Origin of the sequence: Pseudoalteromonas sp. Angola-4 (assembly GCF_028599265.1) — a bacterium.
Lineage (GTDB): Bacteria > Pseudomonadota > Gammaproteobacteria > Enterobacterales > Alteromonadaceae > Pseudoalteromonas > Pseudoalteromonas atlantica.
The window spans coordinates 134,142-153,038 of sequence record NZ_JAQREK010000009.1; the positions used below are offsets into that span (position 1 = coordinate 134,142).

An 18,897-nucleotide genomic window follows, 5' to 3' on the forward strand; every position below is an offset into this window, starting at 1 on the left:
TAAAATAGTAACAAATAGTGTCAGTGGCTCTGGCGCTGCTTAAAGCGCTGCCAATGCAGCTGTGGGTTAATGGTGCGAATTTGCTGTATTACGTTGTTTAGTAAGGCGGTATCGTCAAATTTATCATTGGGGTATTCGTTAAACCCCATTAAATAATTAAAGGCGTCTTTTGAATTAGCCTGTAATGCGTAAATACGTACTTGTTGCTCAAAATTAAGTCGTAGGCTACTTATGGCGGTTTTCATACCAAGTTGATCAACAGTGGGAATGGCACATTTTTGCAAATAACCCGCACGTTCTCCTTCACCAGTAAACCAAATGCGTACTTTTTCGCTGTAACGGCCAGATTTAGCCGGTAAATCAAACAACAAACGTGTGTGATTATGTGCTTTAACAAAGGCAATAAAGTCGTTAAGCCCTGCATCAACTAAGGCTTGATGCACCGGAACCAAGCGCGCTTTTATTTTTCCATTAGTATGAAAATTAAAACATAAAATGCCATTTTTAAGCTCAAGATCGTCAAGCGTTAAGCAGCCAATTTCATCGCTATATGCGCCACTGTAATAGGCAATTAAAGGCAACCAAAAATGCCAATGCTTTGCTTGCTCTCTTGCTACTTTAAAATCGCCATAAATATAGCCGTTATAAAGCGTATGCAGTTCCATTGCTGAAAAAGGGCGGCGGCCAAGATGGGTTTTCAACGTAATCCCTTGAAATTAATGACATGTTATATTTTATACTTAAAACAGATAAACATGCGAGTATCGATTTTAGTATTTATGTTTTTAGCTACAAAACAAAAACACCCACTTAAAAAGCAGGTGTTGTATTCACTATTTAATTTATAGTGGCAGTTATTCGCTAAGTGCGCGTGCTAAGCCAACAGGCTCTATTTCTACACACACTTGGTCGTCATTCCAATTTAAACCAACTAATGCGCTGTCTTCGTTTAAATCTTCTACCCACTCATCTAAAAATTCATCTAAATTAATTTCTACAGGCGTAAATTCTTGCCACTCTTCTTTACACTGGGCTTTTGCTGCGTCTTCGCTTTCCCATAAAAGCAGTACATCCGTTTCGGCAAACTGGTTAGATTCGCACACTACAAAGCCGCCGTCGTCGCCACCTAACGCCCACACTTGCTCGCTTAAACGTACTTTTTCTACAAAGCTAACTAGTTGTGATTCAATTTCAATATCGCTCATGTGTTTACCTTATTTGTTTAGAGTCTGGGATCGGTGCTTACTGCAGCTTGACGCGTGCCATAGTCGTTATAAAAACTGACTAAAGCAGCGTGTTGGCTAAAGTCTGTTAATTCACGAAAGCAAATCCAATCAAGTAGGCAGTATAAACTGATGTTAAGGCATTCACAGCCTTTAAATTCATCATCGTTTAAATGACTATTTAAATAGCTTAATGTTTCAGCAATTCGTTCGTTTTGCAGATTAAAAAATAATTTATCGTCGCTAGTATCAAATCCTGAGCGTCTGCTAAGTGCTAATTCTACTAACGAGTCGTTACAGGCGTTAATAATATTAAGTAGGTGCTCTTGCGACCAGCTTAGTGGTGTTTTACCAGCCTTGGCGATAAGGTAACGTAAAATAATGGTTGAATCGCTTAGCGTTAAATCACCATCAATTAAAACCGGTATTTTTCTTCCTGGGTTGTTACTGGCTAAGGTAGGGCGGTCTTGCTCAGAAAAAATATCTAGGTTTACTAGCGCTAAGTCAACATTGTTTTGTGCTGCCCACATTCTAACTCTGCGCGCAAATGGAGAAGGGTTAGATCCTATAAGTTTCATAATTGCTCCTAAAAAAAGCCGCATAAGCGGCTTTTTGCGTTGCGATAAGTCAACGTTATTCTGAGCGGCTTGTCACTTCTAGTAAGTGATAGCCAAACTGTGTTTGTACAGGGCCTTGTACTTGATTAATTGGCGCTGAAAATACAACTTTATCAAACTCAGGTACCATCATACCTGGGCCAAACTCGCCAAGTGCTCCGCCGTCTTGACCAGAAGGACAGTTTGAATATGTTTTTGCAAGCTCTGCAAAGTCTTCGCCTTGTTCAATCTTAGCTTTTAAATCTAAGCACTCTGCTTCGCTGTCTACTAAAATGTGCCTTGCACTTGCCACTGCCATAAAATCTCCTGTTTAAAGTTGGTGTATTTAACCATTAAAGCCAGTCTAGTTAGTTTTAACTCGCAGTACCAGTATAAACTTAATTGATGAGTAGCGTATTTTCAATTGCATCAATTAATTCTTTTGAATTAGGAGCTACTTTACTGTTAAAGCGTTTAATTGTTTTGCGATCAGCTGCAACTAAATATTTATAAAAGTTCCAGTTAGGTGAGCTGGTTTGCGCGTTTAAGTGTTTAAATATTGGATTTGCATCACTGCCGCGAACTTCGCTGGTAGTAAACATAGTAAACGTAACGCCGTAATTAATAAAACACACTTTTGCTATGTCTTTTTCATCGTTTTCTTCTTGAAAAAAATCATCAGATGGAAAACCTAATACCACTAAACCTTTGTCTTTGTATTGTTGGTGTACTTTTTCAAGGCCTTCAAATTGAGATGTAAAACCACAATTGCTTGCTGTATTTACAATGAGCAAAGGGCGGTTTTTAAATTGGCATAAGTTTAAGGATTCTTTTGAGCGCAGCTTACGTATCTCTACATTTGTAAAGTCTTCACATTGTTGCTGCTGTTGTTTGCTGGGTAACGTGTCGTTTGCTTGGGCAGCTAAGCTCGTAATAAAAATACTGAGCCCTAGTATCGTTTTTTTTAACATACTCAACGCCTAAATTTATAATTGTTTGACTAGTCTATCTTACGCTAATATGCACAAAAGTGATCAACAATATTAAGCTGTTATGACTACACGTTTAGCCACTATAGAAGATTTACCTGCCATTGTCGCAATATACAACGAAACGATCGCCTCGCGTATGGTGACCGCCGATACCGAAGAAGTATCGGTAGAGAGCAAACGTGAGTGGTTTAATAGCCACACCGATAAGCGGCCTATTTATGTTTATTGCGAAAATGACCAAGTACTTGCCTGGCTAAGTTATAAATCGTTTTATGGGCGCCCCGCATACGATGGCACCGTCGAAATGAGCATTTATATTACCAAAGCGGCGCAAGGTAAAGGGCTTGGCAAAAAGCTGATGGAGTTTGCCCAAATAGAGGCTAAACAGCTCGAAATTGATGTATTGCTTGGTTTTATATTTAGCCACAACTTACCAAGTATTAAGTTATTCAAGCACTTTGGTTTTAGCGTATGGGGTGAGTTGCCTAATATCGCGGTAATGGATAACACGCGCTACAGTTTAACAATATTCGGTAAGCATCTACCAAAATAGTTGTGGAGCTTATCGGTAAAAAAATCAAAATTAAGTCTAACAACCTATACCAACTAAGAAATTATAGGCTACGCTATTAACATATAAAGTGTTTACGATAGTGTGGCTTAATGAGTCGAAAAATTTTAATTGTAGATAGCAGCAGTGTTATCGCAATGAGAGTGAAAGTTTTACTAGAATTAATAGGTTGTGAGGCTGAGCTCGTTCATTACTCTATGATTGATTTATACTCTAACACCAGCCAGTATGACTTGGTAATTGGTGCTTACGGAGTGCCGTGTGAAGTAATAAAGTCGTTAGCTCAAAAAATCTCACAAGACCGGTGTGTATTACTTGCCCCTAAAGCCGAAAGCGGTGAGCAACTTAGCGCCTTTAGTGAGCTTAATAAGCTAGTCCCTGATGCAACGGTTATTTATCCGTTTTTTTCAAATAAAGAAATTACCTCATTACTCGAAAACCTCTTAGAGCTTGGCTCTAGTCACGTTCTAAAACTCCCCACTATTTTACTTGTTGATCATATGCCTGAGCGCCTTGAAAAAATGAAAAGTAATTTAGTCGGGGCGCATATCAAAACCCTAACCGCAACCAGCGCAACCGAAGCGGTGGCAGTGGCTAATGAAAACAGTATAGATATTTTAATTAGCGATTTTAGCTTTGAAGATGGCACCGGTTTAAATATTTTTTCTGCTATTAAAATGTCTCAGCCAGATTGCCGATGCTTATTGTTTACCGCACGCCCTGAGCAAGTTTCAATGATTGAGGCAATTCGTAAAGGGGTTGAAGATGTTTTAATAAAGCCTCTAACCGATAGCGTACTGCTGCAATCGGTACATAAATTGTGGCAAACAGAGCTTTTAAAACGCCGTAACGCTGAGCTAGTTGAGCGTTTACAAGATACCGTTGATGCATTAATCGAAAAAGACAGCCTACTACAAGTTATTTATAAAAATACGCCTGACGCCATTATGCTATTTGAACGCAGCGGCAAAGTAATAGAAGCAAACGATGCCTGCTTAAGGCTGTTTAAGCTGCCCTTTGACAAACTCGCGGGCTTTTCGGTATTTGAATTTTTAGATGAGGAATCAAGTGCTGAAATAAAAAATAAAATCAGCACACTTAATCGTAACCGCCAATTTAGTAGCGACCTACGTTTGCAAAAAACAGACGGCGGGTATATTCCGCTGGTTGGCTCGTTTAACGAAATAGACCACCATGGCGAAATTGCGTTAGCGGTTATATTTAAAAATGTAACTCACTTAAAACAAAAAGAAGAATTACTCCTTGAAGCCAAAGACCTACTTGAGGAGCAAGTGCGAGCTCGTACTTCGCAGCTAGAGCATGCTAAAAATGTGGCCGAAGCTGCCAATTTAAGCAAATCGGAATTTTTGGCTAACATGTCGCACGAGTTACGCACCCCTATGCACTCTATATTAAGCTTTTCTCGATTTGGTTTGAGTAAGTTAGAAGCGGGCGATTTTGCTAAAGATAAACTCTTAAAATATTTATCCCGTATTGAAAGCAGCGGCGAGCGTTTACTGTCGTTATTAAACAACTTACTTGATTTATCTAAATTGGATGTAGGGAAATTTCCATTTAACCCACGTCCATACAATATAGAAAGCATTATAAAAACCAGTATTGATGATGTCTCTGGTACGGCTATGGAAAAAGAAATTGAAATTGTTTTTTCAAAACCCGGGCCAGTGGTTGTGCAGTGTGATGAAGAGCAAATTAATCAGCTATTGCGCAATGTGTTAGGTAACGCACTTAAATTTAGCGAACCTAAAAGTCGTATTGAAGTGAACTTAATGGCTGATCAAGATAGCGCCATTATTGATGTAGTAGACAATGGAATAGGTATACCTGAGGATGAATTAGAGCACGTGTTTACTAAATTTGTACAAAGCAGCAAAACGAACAGTGGCGCTGGTGGTACTGGTTTAGGGCTTGCGCTTTGTAGAGAGTTTGTAGCGCTTCATCAAGGCGAAATTACGGCAAGTAATAATAGCGATGGTGGTGCAACAATTAGGATTCAGGTACCCCTAGAAATAGATTTAGATGAGCATTTAGCCGATGATAAGCTAGCAGTGCAAGATAGCTAATTATATGTGTAATTAATGTTTAAATAATATTTAATTGGATGATGAAAATATGGCCTTAACTAAAATTCTTGCTGTAGATGATGAACCTTTCAACCTTGAAATTATTGAAGAAATTTTAGAAGATCTTGATTTCGAATTACAAGTTGCCACAAGCGGCCCTGAGTGTTTAGCCATGGTTGAAGGCTATATGCCCCAAGTTATTTTACTTGATGTAAGTATGCCGCAAATGAATGGCTACGAAGTGTGTAAAGCATTAAAGGCGAATCCGAATACCGCGCATATAATTGTTATGTTTGTTTCCGCTAGAGGAACAGTGGAAGAGCGTATGGAAGGTTACTCAGTCGGTGCTGAGGATTACATTGTAAAACCGTTTGGGCATGATGAGCTTAAATCAAAACTTAAAAACTTAAACCAAGTATTAATAGAAAAACAAAGCCTTGAAAAACAAGTAGAAGATGCAACATCTACGGCATTTAACGCTATGGCAAACAGTAGCGAAATGGGGCAAATAGTTAACTACATTGAAAACATTGGTTTTATTAATAATCCGCAAGATTTAGGTAAAGCCTTAATAGACTGCTTACAAACGTTTGACCTACAAAGTAATGTTGAATTTAGACATGGCGATACAATAGAGCACTTTGCCCTTAATGGAGTGTGTTCACCTATTGTAATTGAGCTGTTTGATATGCTTAAAAACAAAGGTCGCTTACATGAGTTTTCTCACCGAATATTAGTTAACTACGAGATGATTAGCTTGTTAATTCTGAATATGCCAGATCACGACCCAGATAAACACGGGCGTATTCGTGACCACGTTTGCTTTATTGTCAGTGTGACTGAGCAGCAGTTACGTGCAATTATGACCAAGCAAATGCTTGAGTCGCAGCAGCAAAAGCTAAATGATGTAGCCAGCACAGTGCATAGTAAGTTTCATGGCTTGATTGGGTTACTAAACGAAAACCGCGAAAGTAACGAAAAGGTATTCAAGCAATTACAAGAAGACTTAGAAGTACGCATACCCACAATGGGGTTAGATGAAGACCAAGAGGTGTTTATTTATAAAAAAGTGGACGAAACTATTCAAAATTCAATTGCCAGAGAAGAGTCGGTTAAACAAGTTAAAGCCGCCTTTACTGAAATTGAACAAGATTTATCTTTGTTACTTAAAAAATAAACCTCCCATAATAAGGCTCACCTGAGAGATTTACGCATCACGAGGTAAGCCTTTTTCGACAATTCTAATTAGGCGCTGTGTTTTACGAAGTTGTTCTCGTTGTTTATTATTTTGTTGCTCAAGCGCCCACTCTATATGCTCTTTTACTAGCTGCGAGCTAGACTCATGTTTGCTTTCTAAAGCGTTAATAATGCTAGGGCTAAAATCGGCATTGCCTAAACCCACCGCTAAATTACGCAACCAACGTTCGTGTCCAATACGGCGAATTGGGCTGCCTTCGGTATTTTTTAAAAAAGTAGGTTCGTCCCAGTCAAATAGCTCAAGTAAGTCTTTGTTTTTTAATTGCGTACGGGGATGAAAGTCTTGCTCATCGGTAATTTGACCATAACGGTTCCATGGGCAAACCAATTGACAATCGTCGCAGCCATAAACTCGGTTCCCCAATAATGCACGGTATTGCTCAGGTATAGGCCCTTGGTGCTCAATGGTTAAGTACGAAATACATTTGCGTGCATCTACCACATAGGGCTCTACAATTGCGCCTGTTGGGCAAAGCGTAATGCAAGCAACGCATTTTCCGCAGCCTTCAAACGTATTTTCATTATCAATTGGCAGCGGTAAATCAACAAAAAGCTCACCTAAAAAAAACCACGACCCAGCTTCTTGGTTTATTAATAAAGAGTGTTTACCTCGCCAGCCCAATCCCGCTTTTTCAGCCAGTTGGCGCTCAAGCACAGGCGCAGAGTCTACAAATGGCCTAAAACCGTAATCGCCAATTTCTTGCTCTATTTTTTGGCCCAGTTTTTTTAGTCGGTTGCGCATTAATTTGTGATAGTCACGCCCTAATGCGTAGCGGCTAATGTAGGCTTTTTCGGTGTTTTTTAGTGTTTTGGCAAAACTAGCATCAGGGGGCAGGTAGTTCATTTTTACCGAAATAACCCGCTGGGTGCCAGGGACTAGTTCAGCAGGGCGAGCGCGCTTCATGCCATGGGCTGCCATATAATCCATAGAGCCATGGTAGCCCGCATCTAACCAGCGCTGTAATTGTGCTTCGTGTTTAGATAGGTCTATATCGGTAATACCCACCTCACTAAAGCCGAGTTCTTGGCCCCAGGCTTTAATATTTTTGGCTAGCTGTTGGTAGTTGGGGGTTGAGTTACTCACACACATTACACACTTAAATAATTAGCTGCGTAATTTACCATATTTATAAAGCGCTGTTGAATGTTGCCAGTTAAAATATTAAGGCAATATACCGCTCGGCTTTTGTTTTGTAATTGCTTATTGCACAAAACGCTTTAATTGCTGTTGCGTTTGTTGGCTAAGTGCATGTGATTGCTGGCTATTACTTAGTGCATGATCAATAGCGCTTTTAGCTTGCTCGCCTAAGGTAACAATTTGCTCTACCGATTGGTGAGTGTGCTGCTGCGCTTGCTCTAGCGTATGCACCGCATCCGCTATTTGCTGCAGTTGCTGTTGGTTTTGTTCAAACTCGCTTAGCATTGTTTTAAACCCTTCAGAGGTATTACTAATGGCGCTTTGTGCGGTACTTGAGTGGCTAATTAACTGCTCACTTTCTTGGTTGGTTTCGTTAACCAGCTCATTCATTTGGTTAATAAAGTCGCTTATTTGTCGGGTTGCGCCGCTTACTTTTACCGATAATGTACGTACTTCATCAGCAACAACCGCAAACCCTCTACCAGCTTCGCCAGCGCGTGCCGCTTCAATGGCAGCGTTTAGTGCCAGTAAATTAGTTTGATCCGAAAACTCCTCAACCATTTTTAAAATGCTGCGAATGTTTTCGCTGTTTTCTTTAAGGCCAGACACCGTTTTAGAAAATCTTTGCAGCAAGGTACCAATAAGCGACACCTTATCAACTAAGCTTGCAAGCTCTTGCGACGAAAGCTTAACAAAGTCTAAGTGCTCGCTGTTAACGCTATGCACGCTGTCGGTATTGCTCACTATGCCCTCTAAGCTTTGCACTATTTGGTTACTCGCATTAATAATATTGTGGCTTAGCTGAGTTTGCTGCTCACTTAACTGCTGCGTATTTTGCATAGCGGTATTTACATCAACATTACTTTGCTCACTGGCTTTAGCGCTGGCGTGAGTTGTACTTAGTAAATCACTTAAGTGGTTAGTAAATAAGTTATATTGCGTACTTAGTTCTTTAAATTCGTCAAAAGAAAATTGCGGTAAGTTGGCGGCTAAATTAGCCTCTTGCTGGTTTATGTTTACTAAAGTGTCGCACATAGCTTTTACAGGGCGCACTATTAAATAGCGCATATAAAAAATAGTAAAGGCAAAGCCCGCTACAATAACCAAGGTTAACAACCAAAATGCGCTAGTACTGTGCTGCTCGCTTAAGCTTTGATATAACCAAAATAAGGTAATGGCTTGAAACAGAAATACAAAGCTTAAATTACCCACTATTTTACGCGTAAGCGTATAAAAAAATGTTCGCTCAATATAATTATAAAATTGCATTACACCACTCATTTATTGCTTACCCATCTAGGGCGTGTTGACCTTTGATGGTTGAATTTGCAGCAGTATGTTTGGCTTTTAGGCAAGGCAGAGCCTATGAAGTGTGGTTATTCCCCATAAATAGGCGATAACGCTACATAAATGCCAAACATGCGCTGCCCTTTGGGTTCTGCCTAAGGGCGATAAACTCTTTGTTGCCTACATGGATGTAGGTAAGGGGCGTGAGCAGGACGCGGAAGCTTTGCTCGGTTTTTACTTAGCCCACTAGGTTACAAGCCTCGCGCCGCGATTTAATCGCCCCTAGATTGAACAAATTTCAATCCGCAAAGATCATCACGCCCTAGCTAGATTATCGACTAAGTTACCGTTAACTCAAGTAATAATGTTTGCTAAATATTTTTTAGAGCGAGCGGGGTAATTAGTAAAAATACCATGCACCCCAATTTTTAGCATAAAATCCATGTCTTCTGGCCTATCTACGGTGTAGGCATAAACTTGCAGGCCTCGCGCTATGGCATCATCTACAAAAGCTTTATTTACAAAGCTTTTGTCTACATGAACACTATACGCATTTAACTGTTGAGCAAACTGTGCATAATTTAATGGAATTGATGAGGTTAACGCGCCAATGTGTAACCACGGTAACCTATTTTTAAGCCAATGAATTTGATGGTGATCAAACGACGACACTAAAATATTACCTTTAGTAATAACGCCTTTAGCAATATTGTTGTTTAAAATAGTGGCAAACTTTTCAAGCTCAAAGGTATGTTTAAGCTCTATATTGAGTAGTGTTTTATTGCTATTCCAATCAAGTAATTGCTGTAGAGTGGGGATTTGCTCGCCGTTACCGGCATCCAACAGACTAAGTTGCTGTGCCGTAAAGTCGCTTACTTTACCGTGCCCGCTGGTGGTTCTATCTAGCCACGAGTCGTGTATGAGCATATAGTCATCAAGCGCACTTTGAATATCAACTTCAATGCCATCTACCCCTACATTTAACGCTTCTAAAATAGCGCTTTTAGTGTTTTCTGGGTAATTGCCGCTTGCCCCTCGGTGCGCAAATATTTTCATTTTCTAGCCTTTTGAGTAATAGACCATGTTTCAAAACAGGCTGCACTGACTATAAGTGCACCGCCAATAAGTGTTAGTAGCGTTGGCCGCTCATGAATAATAACAATAGCCAACAAAGTGCCGTAAAGCGGCTGCAAACATGAAATTAACCCCGCAGTAGCTGCCGATAAGTGCTTTAAACTCGCTGCAAATAGCGAGTGCGGTGTAGCGGTAAAAATAATACCCGCCACAGCAATTAAAATAAGGTCGTGGTTACTCACCTCATACACAGGGACCTTAATAAATGCGCAAAGCATAACACTTGCCACTAAGGTTTGATAAAACATGGTTTGTGGGCCGCCATACTGGCTAAAAAAGCGCTTATGGGTAATATTTCTAATCGAAAAAAACAAAGCCGAAACCACACCCATAATAACCCCTAAGGTTACATCGTCGCCTAAATTTGCGCTGGGTACGAGTAAATATATACCAAATACAACCACAGCTGCGCTTATAATATCTTTTGCTTGGGGCCTGCTTTTATTAAACAAGGGCTCTAAAAACACCGTCATTACTGGGTAGCTAAAAAAAGCCAGCATACCCACAGTTACGCCCGCCATTTGCATGCCTGCAAAGTAAGTAACCCAATGCATGCCTACTGCCACACCTAAAAATAACGCAATGAGGTAATCTTTTGGTTTGTTTAACTTAATTTGTTTTTTTTGAAAATACAGCATAGCCAAAATTGCCATGCCAGCAATAGCGGTACGATACACCGTAATATCAATTGCATTTAACCCTATTAACTTTGCAAAAAGGGCGGTGCCCCCAAAAAGTAACACGGCAATATGTAAGTAAATCAGGCTTTGCTGTTGTGGCTGCATTTAAATGAGAGCTCCTTTTTTTATTATCTTATCACTGGGTGCGAACTCACAGGATGAAATTTTTAAAACATGACAAATGTCAGCAAAGTTAATGACATTTCACACTCTTATTATTTTTTGGCTTTGGCATAGTTAACTTATCTTAATGGGAGGTGGCTATGAATACGTTAATTTTAATAAGTCTCGCTATTAGCGAGTTTTTAGAATCACTTAGCTTTAGTGTTTCAATAAATGATTACTTTATACTCATTAGTATTTTTGTGTTATTTATATTTATTAATAAAAATAATGTTATGAGCAATAACAATGAACTAGGGGCACTGGCATGAGTACAACAAATACGCTTTCAAAGCCCAGTAATAAAAAGTTTTGGGAATACGCACCTTTAATTTTTACTGGGTTTTATTTGCTTCCGACTCTTTTTAACCTCTCTAACTTGCCAGTCAATACCATTGTAATGAGCGTGGCGTTTTATATTGTATTTATTTTGCTTTACATAAAAGCCATGCACTGTGAAACAAAGCGTATAACAACGCTGTTTGTTATTATGTTAGTGGTGTGTTTTAGCGCCACATTTTATACCACAGGTACCTCTACATTATTTGGTTTTATCGCGTTTATAGCTGGTGAGTCATACGCTAAAAAAAGCAGATTATATGCCGTTTTTAGCCTTATATTTACGGTGGCGTTAAGCGCCTATTTGGCAGATATAGCAAACATAAAATACTTTTTAGCCGGCACTTTATTAATTTCAGGGGCGCTGTTGGCCTTTGGCATAGCAACTCAAAAAGAGCGCCTGCATAAAAAGCGCGAACAAGAAAGCGCTAACCAACTAGAGCAATTAGCCGCCATTGCTGAGCGCGAACGAATAGCGCGCGACCTACACGACATTTTAGGCCACTCACTATCATCTATTGCTTTAAAAGCTGAGCTTGCTAATAAGCTAAATCAAGGAGAGCGCTACGAACAAGCCAATAACGAAATAGCACAAGTAGCAGATCTAGCAAGGCAGTTACTTAGCGATGTAAGAAACGCCGTAAGCGATTTAAAACAACTTAATTTAATAAGCCAAATAGCCCAGCTTAAACAAAGGCTAATAGAGCAAGACTTTAACGTTAACTTTAATGTTGTATTAAATACCTTGCCTCCTAAAGTAGAAGGGATCGCAGGGCTTATAATTAAAGAAGCGGTAACTAACTTATTACGCCATAGCAGTAATAAAAACGGCGAAATAAATATAGAGCAAACACAGCATCAGCTGCATATAAGTGTGGTTGATAACGCACCTTGCAGCACGTTAAACGCAGGTAACGGTTTAAATGGTATTAAAGAGCGTGCAGAGCAACTTAATGGCCATGCCACGTTTACCTGTGGCGATAAGTTTACTTTAAACGTAATGCTGCCAATTTCAGCTAAGGATTAACAATGATCAAAGTATATTTAGTGGAAGATCAAGCGCTAGTGCGTGACGCAGTAGGGGCATTGTTAAGCCTTGATTTTAATATTGAAGTGATAGGCCAAGCCAGTAACGGCCAAGATGCCCTTAATGCAATAAAAGCACTGGCTGATGAGGCATTGCCAGACATAATTTTAACCGATATTGAAATGCCACACATGAGCGGTATAGAGCTAAGTGAGCAAATAGCGGCCACGTTCCCAACCATTAAAATGGTTATTATGACCACGTTTTCGCGAGCTGGTTATATTAGGCGCTCGCTCGCCCTAGGCGTTAAAGGTTTCATTTTAAAAGAAGCACCAAGTGATGAGCTTATCAATGCACTTAAAAAAGTAATGCAAGGGCAAAAGGTTATAGACCCAGAGCTTGCCATTAACGCGCTTGATGATGCCGACCCGCTCACCGATAAAGAGCGCAAAGCACTTAAGCTTGCAAGCGATGGCTTAAAAACAAGCGACATAGCCAAACAGCTGTTTATAAGCGAAGGCACAACACGTAATTATTTATCCGATGCTATCGCAAAACTCAATGCCACTAACCGCGTAGATGCAGCGCGTATTGCAAAGCAAAAAGGCTGGTTATAATCGCACTTATATTAAGTGATGATTAAGGCCATTAAGCGTATGTTTTACTTATTAAAGCGGTTTATTAAAAGTTTCATACGCTTTTACCTGTCTCATTTTACGTATATGGGTTAAAATACCTACATAACCAACTAACAAGATAGTGAATGTCAAACCAAGATCCAAATCTCAGCCGAGAACAAGAAAAGTACGAAAACCCAGTCCCTAGTCGTGAGTTTATACTTACTCACCTTCAAGAGCGTTCAAAACCTGCTAACTTCACGCAACTTTGTGATGAATTAGCTGTAAACGATACCGAACGCCAAATTGCATTTAAGCGCCGCCTTCGTGCCATGGAGCGCGATGGCCAATTGTATTTTAATAAGTTTAAATGTTACGCCCTAATTGACGAAGCCGGTTTAACCAAAGGCAAAGTAATTGGCCACAGAGACGGTTTTGGCTTTTTAGAAGTTGAAGGCGAGAGCAAAGATTGGTTTATAGCCAAGCATCAAATGAACATGGTGCTGCACGGCGACATCGTACTTGCTAAAGGCACAAAACGTGGCTCAGGCTCAAAATGTGATGCCCGCATAATTAAAGTACTTACCAACGAGCGCGCACCTATTGTAGGGCGTTACTTTGTTGAGCATGGTATTGCAGTTGTTGTAGCAGAAGACCCACGTATTACCCAAGATATTATTATTCTGCCAGGCAGTGAAAATGGCGCGCGCCATAACCAAATGGTGCAAGTGCAAATCACTCAAAATCCTAGCCGCAACATGAACGCGGTAGGTAAAATTATTGACGTACTGGGCGAGCATTTAGCGCCAGGTATGGAAATAGAAGTGGCACTGCGCAATCACGATATTCCTCATGTTTGGCCAGAAGAAGTGGAAGAGCAAGTAGCTCATTTAGGTGAGTTTGTTGATGAAGCCGACAAACAAGGCCGTGTAGATTTACGCGACCTGCCACTGGTCACCATAGATGGTGAAGACGCCCGCGACTTTGATGATGCCGTATATTGTGAGCGTAAAAAATCTGGCGGCTGGCGCTTATGGGTAGCCATTGCCGATGTATCACATTATGTAGGTATGAACACGCCGCTAAATAAAGAAGCGATTGCTCGCGGTAACTCAGTGTATTTTCCTGAGCAAGTAATTCCAATGCTGCCAAAAGTGTTGTCGAACGGTTTATGTTCGCTTAACCCTAAAGTAGACCGCCTTTGTATGGTGGCCGAAATGACGGTATCAGACGCAGGTAAGCTTTCGGGTTATAAGTTTTACGAAGCGGTGATGAACTCGCATGCGCGTTTAACCTACACCAAAGTAAATGCCATTTTACAAGGCGATGAAAAACTACGCGAAGAATACGCACCCGTTGTGCCACATTTAACTGACTTACAGCAAATGTATATGGCGCTTAAGTCGGCGCGCCAAACCCGTGGTGCTATTGAGTTTGAAACGCTAGAAACGCGTTTTGTATTTAACGCACACCGTAAAATAGAATCAATTGTGCCAGTTGTTCGTAACGACGCGCACAAACTGATTGAAGAATGTATGATTTTAGCCAACGTATCGGCGGCTAAATTATTAGAAAAACACGAAGCCAGCGCGCTTTACCGTGTGCACGATGAGCCAGATCAAGAAAAACTAGGTAACTTTACTCAGTTTTTAAGTGAACTTGGCATTCAAAGCACATTAAGCGATGAGCCAACACCGAAGGAAATTACCCAAGTGTTAGCCCGTTTAGGCGACCGCCCAGAGGCCGAGCTTATTCAAACCATGCTACTTCGTTCAATGAAGCAAGCGGTTTATCAGCCAGATAACATAGGCCACTTTGGCTTAGCGCTGCCTGCGTATGCACACTTTACCTCACCGATTCGCCGTTACCCTGATTTAGTGGTACACCGTGCAATTAAAGCGGTAATAAAAGCACAAGGTCAGCAAACATCGGGCGCATACGCGTACACCGATGATGAAGTAGACCAACTAGGCGAGCAGTGTTCAACCACCGAGCGCCGCGCAGACGACGCAACGCGTGAAGTTGCCGACTGGCTTAAATGTGAGTTTATGCAAGACCACGTGGGTGATGAGTTTAACGGGGTTATTTCATCCGTTACTAACTTTGGTTTATTTGTACGCCTAGACGACTTGCAAATTGATGGCCTGATCCATGTTACTAATTTAGGTGATGAATACTTCCATCATGATGGTGCAAAACACACCCTAATTGGCGAGCATACACATACCGTTTACCGCCTTGGCGATAAAGTAACGGTACAAGTTGCTTCGGTAAGTTTAGATGAGCGCCGTATAAATTTAACGCTCAGTGGTGATGTAGCTCAAGATAGATACGCGCGTCGCCGTGGCTCAGCTAAAGGAGCAGGGCGCGGTAAATCAAGCCATGCACCAGCAAGTGTAAGATCGCAGCTTAAAGCGGGTAAAATCCCTGGCAAAAACACATCAGGCGATGAAAAACCCAAAGCTGGTAAAAAACCAGCCAGTAAAAGCAAAGGCAAACCAGCGGGTAAGTCTGGCGCAAAACCAGCCGGTAAAAAAGCCGCTGAAACCACCGCTAAGAAAAAACCGAAAAAAAAGGCAGTTAAAAAGCCTAAAAGACCAGGCAAAAATGCCCGTAAACGTAATAGCCCAGGAGCAAACAATACGTGAGTAATGAATTAATTTTTGGCTTTCACTCTGTTGAAGCAATTTTAGCAAAAGAGCCAGAGCGTTTTTTAGAAATTTATGCCCTTAAAGGTCGTGATGATAAGCGCTTAACCCCGATTATTAATGAAGCACGTAAATTTGGTATTTCTGTACAATTTATGCAGCGAAAAGCGCTAGATAACAAAGCAAACGATGAACAGCACCAAGGCATTATTGCCAATGTAAAAGCTGCGCGTGTTTACAACGAAAAAGATTTAGATGAGATCATTGCTCGCGAAGACACGCCGTTTTTATTAGTACTAGATGGCATAACCGATCCACACAATTTAGGTGCCTGCCTACGTAGCGCAGATGCAGCAGGTGTACACGCTATAATTGTACCTAAAGATAAGTCGGCCAAGCTTAACGGCACAGCACGTAAAGTAGCCTGTGGCGCAGCCGAAACTGTACCGCTTATTCAGGTAACAAACCTGGCGCGTACGCTTCGCGAAATTAAAGACGCAGGCGTATGGGTTGTGGGCACCGCTGGTGAAACAGACACCCACGTGTTTGATGCAAACCTTACTGGGCCAATGGCAATAGTAATGGGAGCAGAGGGCGAGGGCATGCGCCGTTTAACGCGTGAGCATTGCGACGTGTTAGTTAAAATTCCGATGGCAGGTACAGTTTCAAGCTTAAATGTATCGGTAGCAACCGGTATTTGTTTATTTGAAGTGCTACGCCAACGTAACGCAAATAACTAATACAGTTTAATGTATTAAAAAAGCCGAGGTTGAAATTTAATCTCGGCTTTTTTGTGTTTTTAATTTACGCTTTTAATTTAATATCAATTGATACTCTCTCTATTATAGCGATAGGAAAATAGCTCTATAGCAAGGCAAAAATAACGAAATATAGTGTTCTTATATGAGTTATTTTTAACGCAGCTAGAGAGTTATTTAACTCGTTAGAATGAGTATGTGTAGCCTACCTGTACTGTACGTGGTTTACCTGGCTGAATACCGCCATTAGCGCGGTTAGCAATGTAGGTTTTATCAAGTAAGTTATCTACGCTTAAATATACTTTTTGGTTAGCATCAATTAAGTATTTAGCCGCTAAATCCCATACTACACGGCTATCAATAGCATCTAAGCCTGAGTCAGTTAAATCGGCATGTGCACTTGATACGTAACGCATTTGGCTATTTACCACAAACGATGCAAATTCAGCGCCTAGCGATAAAGCAACCTGGTTTTCTGGTACGTATGGCATTGCATCGCCTTTTTCTACCGAGCCCCAAATTTCTGAATCAAAATCGTTTTGAAACTCAGAATCTGTGTAGGTGTAAGTTAACTTAACCGGAAAAGCAACCTGCTTGGTATTAAACGTACGTGCTGCACTAAATTCAAAGCCCGATACTTCTACTTCACCGTAGTTGTATTGGTCACCAATGTTATCGTCGCTACAACCAACCGCAGCAGTACAGTTACCATGCATGTTGTCGTAGTCAGAGAAAAACGCAATCACTTCACCTGTAAATCCAGCGGCGATAAAGCGCGAACCAAACTCAATATTTACACTTTCTTCTTCGTCTTGGTCAGCGTTACCCGGCGCCGCAGGTGCGTAACCTTTTTGAATGCCCGCAAGTAGCGTTACGTTTTCATTAAGCGTGTAAGTAGCACCAAGTGATGGTACTAAAATTTCAGTATCGTTAGATATATTTTTAGTTAAACCATTGCTGCGCGTTGGATCTGACTTAGACCACTCTTCACGCGTAATCGTAATGTCTTCATAACGAAGGCCAGCACTTACTACTAATGCGTCTATTGTCCACTCGTCTTGAACAAAAAAAGTACGCGCATCGGCACTATCTACACGGTTGCTATCTGAACCTGGGATACCTTGCGATGTTAGCGTCATACTTAAATCTTGATTTAACGTGTACGTATCTTGCCACTGAAAACGATCCATTTCGTCTTCGTGGTAACGTACGCCAACAGTCACGTAGTGATCGCCTGCAGGTATGTGTAACTCAGACTGAATACCTTTTGCTTGGTAATCACGGTTATTCGCTTTTACGCCAATACCCTCAATGCCTTCACTCGTTGGGTTTGCTTCAAATTCGCTGTACTGCTCAAGCGTGCTTGTACCTACACTGCTTGCTTTATACCAGTTACGATGAAAATCGTTTAAGTAAGCGGTTGCTAATAACTCGTAACCTTCGCCAAATTGGTAAGCATAGTTAAGTTGGTAAGCATTATGGCGAGTGTTCATTTCATCGTTTTGCGATGCTGCATAACGACGATTAGGATTTGATTTGTAATCTTCTTCAGTTAAACCCATGTAAGTTTCGTCTGATTTTTCATCAGAGTACTTAATTTTTAGCTCTAGGCTGTGGGCGTCGTTTTTACCAAATGTATGGCCAAACTTTAGTAATAAATCTGTTTTTTCAAAGCCTGTGTTATCGCTACCTACTGGCAACTCTTTAAATCCGTCGGCGCCATAAGTAAATACTTCAATTAAACCTGCTGTGTTGTTTTTTTCTTTACCAAAGTAAGCGTGGCCTTTGTAATAACCATCACCACCAAGGGCTGCATCAACCATGCCTTTTGAGCTATTTGGCTCAGTTGGTAAGCTGCGAGAAAGTAAGTTTAAAACACCACCCGTAGTACGCGGACCATACTTAACAGAGGCAGCACCTTTTAATACTTCAATAGATTCCATACGACCCATAGTAGGGAAGTAGTAAGCAGAAGGTGCTGAGTAAGGAGCGGGTGCAACTAATACACCGTCTTCCATTACTGATATTTTATCGTTACGGCCAGTGCCTGTACCGCGCATACCAATGTTAGGGCGAAGGCCGTAGCCGTCTTCTTCTTGAACGTATACACCCGGAACAGACGCTAAAACACGTGAAATATCGGTAAATTTAAATTTTTGTAGCTCTTCGTCAGAAATAAACGTCGCAGAACCTGGAATATCGTTAATAGCCTGCTGTGAGCCAATAACGGTAATTTGTTCAAAGCGTTGATCTTGGTTTGAACTGCCTTGTGCCATTGCAGTAGTACTAAAAGACAAAGCAACCGCAGTTGCAAGGGTAGATACTAAAAACTTAGGGGTCATTGTGTGTCCTGATCATGTCAATTATCTTAATTGGCGTAATTT

At 40.9% G+C, this 18,897-nt stretch carries 18 protein-coding genes; 8 read left to right on the forward strand and 10 right to left on the reverse strand.

Annotated features, from left to right (window positions below; genetic code table 11):
* Positions 1–20: 20 nt before the first annotated feature.
* From PSH48_RS12190 to PSH48_RS12210, 5 genes are all read right to left on the reverse strand, one after another.
* Positions 21–701: a hypothetical protein gene (locus PSH48_RS12190; RefSeq protein ID WP_004589429.1), complete on the reverse strand. Its 681-nt coding sequence runs from the start codon at positions 699–701 to the stop codon at positions 21–23.
* Between the two features lie 153 nt (positions 702–854).
* Positions 855–1,205, reverse strand: a complete 351-nt coding sequence (locus PSH48_RS12195) for a DUF2750 domain-containing protein (protein WP_004589430.1) — start codon at positions 1,203–1,205, stop codon at positions 855–857.
* Between the two features lie 17 nt (positions 1,206–1,222).
* Positions 1,223–1,801 carry a glutathione S-transferase family protein gene (locus PSH48_RS12200; protein WP_024033292.1) on the reverse strand — a complete coding sequence of 193 codons (579 nt, stop codon included), beginning with the start codon at positions 1,799–1,801 and terminating at the stop codon, positions 1,223–1,225.
* 55 nt (positions 1,802–1,856) lie between these two features.
* Positions 1,857–2,138 carry a peptidylprolyl isomerase gene (locus tag PSH48_RS12205; RefSeq protein WP_004589432.1) on the reverse strand — a complete coding sequence of 94 codons (282 nt, stop codon included), beginning with the start codon at positions 2,136–2,138 and terminating at the stop codon, positions 1,857–1,859.
* Between the two features lie 79 nt (positions 2,139–2,217).
* Positions 2,218–2,790, reverse strand: coding sequence for a glutathione peroxidase (locus PSH48_RS12210; protein ID WP_273587171.1), 573 nt, complete (start codon positions 2,788–2,790; stop codon positions 2,218–2,220).
* An 82-nt stretch (positions 2,791–2,872) separates the two neighbouring features.
* On the opposite strand from PSH48_RS12210, the gene PSH48_RS12215 reads away from it, so the two are divergent.
* From PSH48_RS12215 to PSH48_RS12225, 3 genes are all read left to right on the forward strand, one after another.
* On the forward strand, positions 2,873–3,364 hold the full coding sequence (locus tag PSH48_RS12215) for a GNAT family N-acetyltransferase (RefSeq protein WP_273587172.1): 492 nt from the start codon (positions 2,873–2,875) through the stop codon (positions 3,362–3,364).
* 110 nt (positions 3,365–3,474) lie between these two features.
* Positions 3,475–5,466 (forward strand): sensor histidine kinase, encoded by a 1,992-nt coding sequence (locus PSH48_RS12220; protein ID WP_029774051.1) that lies wholly within the window; start codon positions 3,475–3,477, stop codon positions 5,464–5,466.
* 49 nt (positions 5,467–5,515) lie between these two features.
* On the forward strand, positions 5,516–6,643 hold the full coding sequence (locus PSH48_RS12225; protein WP_273587173.1) for a response regulator: 1,128 nt from the start codon (positions 5,516–5,518) through the stop codon (positions 6,641–6,643).
* 30 nt (positions 6,644–6,673) lie between these two features.
* Here the strand turns inward: PSH48_RS12225 and queG are convergent, their stop codons facing one another.
* The 4 genes from queG to PSH48_RS12245 all read right to left on the reverse strand — a co-directional run bounded on the left by queG (position 6,674) and on the right by PSH48_RS12245 (position 11,067).
* On the reverse strand, positions 6,674–7,807 hold the full coding sequence (queG, locus tag PSH48_RS12230; protein WP_054982668.1) for a tRNA epoxyqueuosine(34) reductase QueG: 1,134 nt from the start codon (positions 7,805–7,807) through the stop codon (positions 6,674–6,676).
* Positions 7,808–7,924: 117 nt separating this feature from the next.
* Entirely contained in the window at positions 7,925–9,142 is a 1,218-nt protein-coding gene (locus tag PSH48_RS12235; protein WP_004589438.1) for a methyl-accepting chemotaxis protein, read from the reverse strand.
* A gap of 360 nt (positions 9,143–9,502) precedes the next feature.
* Positions 9,503–10,204 carry a glycerophosphodiester phosphodiesterase gene (locus PSH48_RS12240; protein WP_273587174.1) on the reverse strand — a complete coding sequence of 234 codons (702 nt, stop codon included), beginning with the start codon at positions 10,202–10,204 and terminating at the stop codon, positions 9,503–9,505.
* Entirely contained in the window at positions 10,201–11,067 is an 867-nt protein-coding gene (locus PSH48_RS12245; protein ID WP_054982831.1) for a DMT family transporter, read from the reverse strand. Before PSH48_RS12245 ends, PSH48_RS12240 begins: the two co-directional genes overlap by 4 nt.
* 158 nt (positions 11,068–11,225) lie before the next feature.
* Between PSH48_RS12245 and PSH48_RS12250 the strand changes: the two genes are divergently transcribed.
* The 5 genes from PSH48_RS12250 to rlmB all read left to right on the forward strand — a co-directional run bounded on the left by PSH48_RS12250 (position 11,226) and on the right by rlmB (position 16,495).
* The gene (locus PSH48_RS12250; protein ID WP_273587175.1) at positions 11,226–11,396 is read left to right on the forward strand and encodes a hypothetical protein; all 171 of its coding nucleotides are present in this window, start codon (positions 11,226–11,228) and stop codon (positions 11,394–11,396) included.
* Positions 11,393–12,490, forward strand: coding sequence for a sensor histidine kinase (locus PSH48_RS12255; RefSeq protein ID WP_273587176.1), 1,098 nt, complete (start codon positions 11,393–11,395; stop codon positions 12,488–12,490). Before PSH48_RS12250 ends, PSH48_RS12255 begins: the two co-directional genes overlap by 4 nt.
* A gap of 2 nt (positions 12,491–12,492) precedes the next feature.
* Positions 12,493–13,107 carry a response regulator transcription factor gene (locus PSH48_RS12260; protein ID WP_004587598.1) on the forward strand — a complete coding sequence of 205 codons (615 nt, stop codon included), beginning with the start codon at positions 12,493–12,495 and terminating at the stop codon, positions 13,105–13,107.
* Positions 13,108–13,253: 146 nt separating this feature from the next.
* A complete protein-coding gene (rnr, locus tag PSH48_RS12265; RefSeq protein WP_096740155.1) occupies positions 13,254–15,755 on the forward strand; it encodes a ribonuclease R in 2,502 nt (833 codons plus the stop codon).
* Positions 15,752–16,495, forward strand: coding sequence for a 23S rRNA (guanosine(2251)-2'-O)-methyltransferase RlmB (gene rlmB / locus PSH48_RS12270; RefSeq protein WP_273587177.1), 744 nt, complete (start codon positions 15,752–15,754; stop codon positions 16,493–16,495). The genes rnr and rlmB overlap by 4 nt, the downstream gene beginning before the upstream one ends.
* Positions 16,496–16,698: 203 nt before the next feature.
* Here the strand turns inward: rlmB and PSH48_RS12275 are convergent, their stop codons facing one another.
* Complete coding sequence (locus PSH48_RS12275; protein WP_273587178.1) at positions 16,699–18,855, reverse strand: TonB-dependent receptor family protein; 2,157 nt, start codon at positions 18,853–18,855, stop codon at positions 16,699–16,701.
* Positions 18,856–18,897 lie beyond the last annotated feature (42 nt).

What these genes read in the sequence shown, in the direction of transcription:
- PSH48_RS12210 (WP_273587171.1), bottom strand. Translation starts at nt 2,790, where the DNA reads ATGTTAAAAAAAACGATACTAGGGCTCAGTATTTTTATTACGAGCTTA.
- PSH48_RS12220 (WP_029774051.1), top strand. Translation starts at nt 3,475, where the DNA reads ATGAGTCGAAAAATTTTAATTGTAGATAGCAGCAGTGTTATCGCAATG.
- PSH48_RS12240 (WP_273587174.1), bottom strand. Translation starts at nt 10,204, where the DNA reads ATGAAAATATTTGCGCACCGAGGGGCAAGCGGCAATTACCCAGAAAAC.
- PSH48_RS12260 (WP_004587598.1), top strand. Translation starts at nt 12,493, where the DNA reads ATGATCAAAGTATATTTAGTGGAAGATCAAGCGCTAGTGCGTGACGCA.
- PSH48_RS12235 (WP_004589438.1), bottom strand. Translation starts at nt 9,142, where the DNA reads ATGAGTGGTGTAATGCAATTTTATAATTATATTGAGCGAACATTTTTT.
- PSH48_RS12250 (WP_273587175.1), top strand. Translation starts at nt 11,226, where the DNA reads ATGAATACGTTAATTTTAATAAGTCTCGCTATTAGCGAGTTTTTAGAA.
- PSH48_RS12225 (WP_273587173.1), top strand. Translation starts at nt 5,516, where the DNA reads ATGGCCTTAACTAAAATTCTTGCTGTAGATGATGAACCTTTCAACCTT.
- PSH48_RS12200 (WP_024033292.1), bottom strand. Translation starts at nt 1,801, where the DNA reads ATGAAACTTATAGGATCTAACCCTTCTCCATTTGCGCGCAGAGTTAGA.
- PSH48_RS12215 (WP_273587172.1), top strand. Translation starts at nt 2,873, where the DNA reads ATGACTACACGTTTAGCCACTATAGAAGATTTACCTGCCATTGTCGCA.
- PSH48_RS12245 (WP_054982831.1), bottom strand. Translation starts at nt 11,067, where the DNA reads ATGCAGCCACAACAGCAAAGCCTGATTTACTTACATATTGCCGTGTTA.
- PSH48_RS12205 (WP_004589432.1), bottom strand. Translation starts at nt 2,138, where the DNA reads ATGGCAGTGGCAAGTGCAAGGCACATTTTAGTAGACAGCGAAGCAGAG.
- rnr (WP_096740155.1), top strand. Translation starts at nt 13,254, where the DNA reads ATGTCAAACCAAGATCCAAATCTCAGCCGAGAACAAGAAAAGTACGAA.
- PSH48_RS12275 (WP_273587178.1), bottom strand. Translation starts at nt 18,855, where the DNA reads ATGACCCCTAAGTTTTTAGTATCTACCCTTGCAACTGCGGTTGCTTTG.
- PSH48_RS12255 (WP_273587176.1), top strand. Translation starts at nt 11,393, where the DNA reads ATGAGTACAACAAATACGCTTTCAAAGCCCAGTAATAAAAAGTTTTGG.
- PSH48_RS12195 (WP_004589430.1), bottom strand. Translation starts at nt 1,205, where the DNA reads ATGAGCGATATTGAAATTGAATCACAACTAGTTAGCTTTGTAGAAAAA.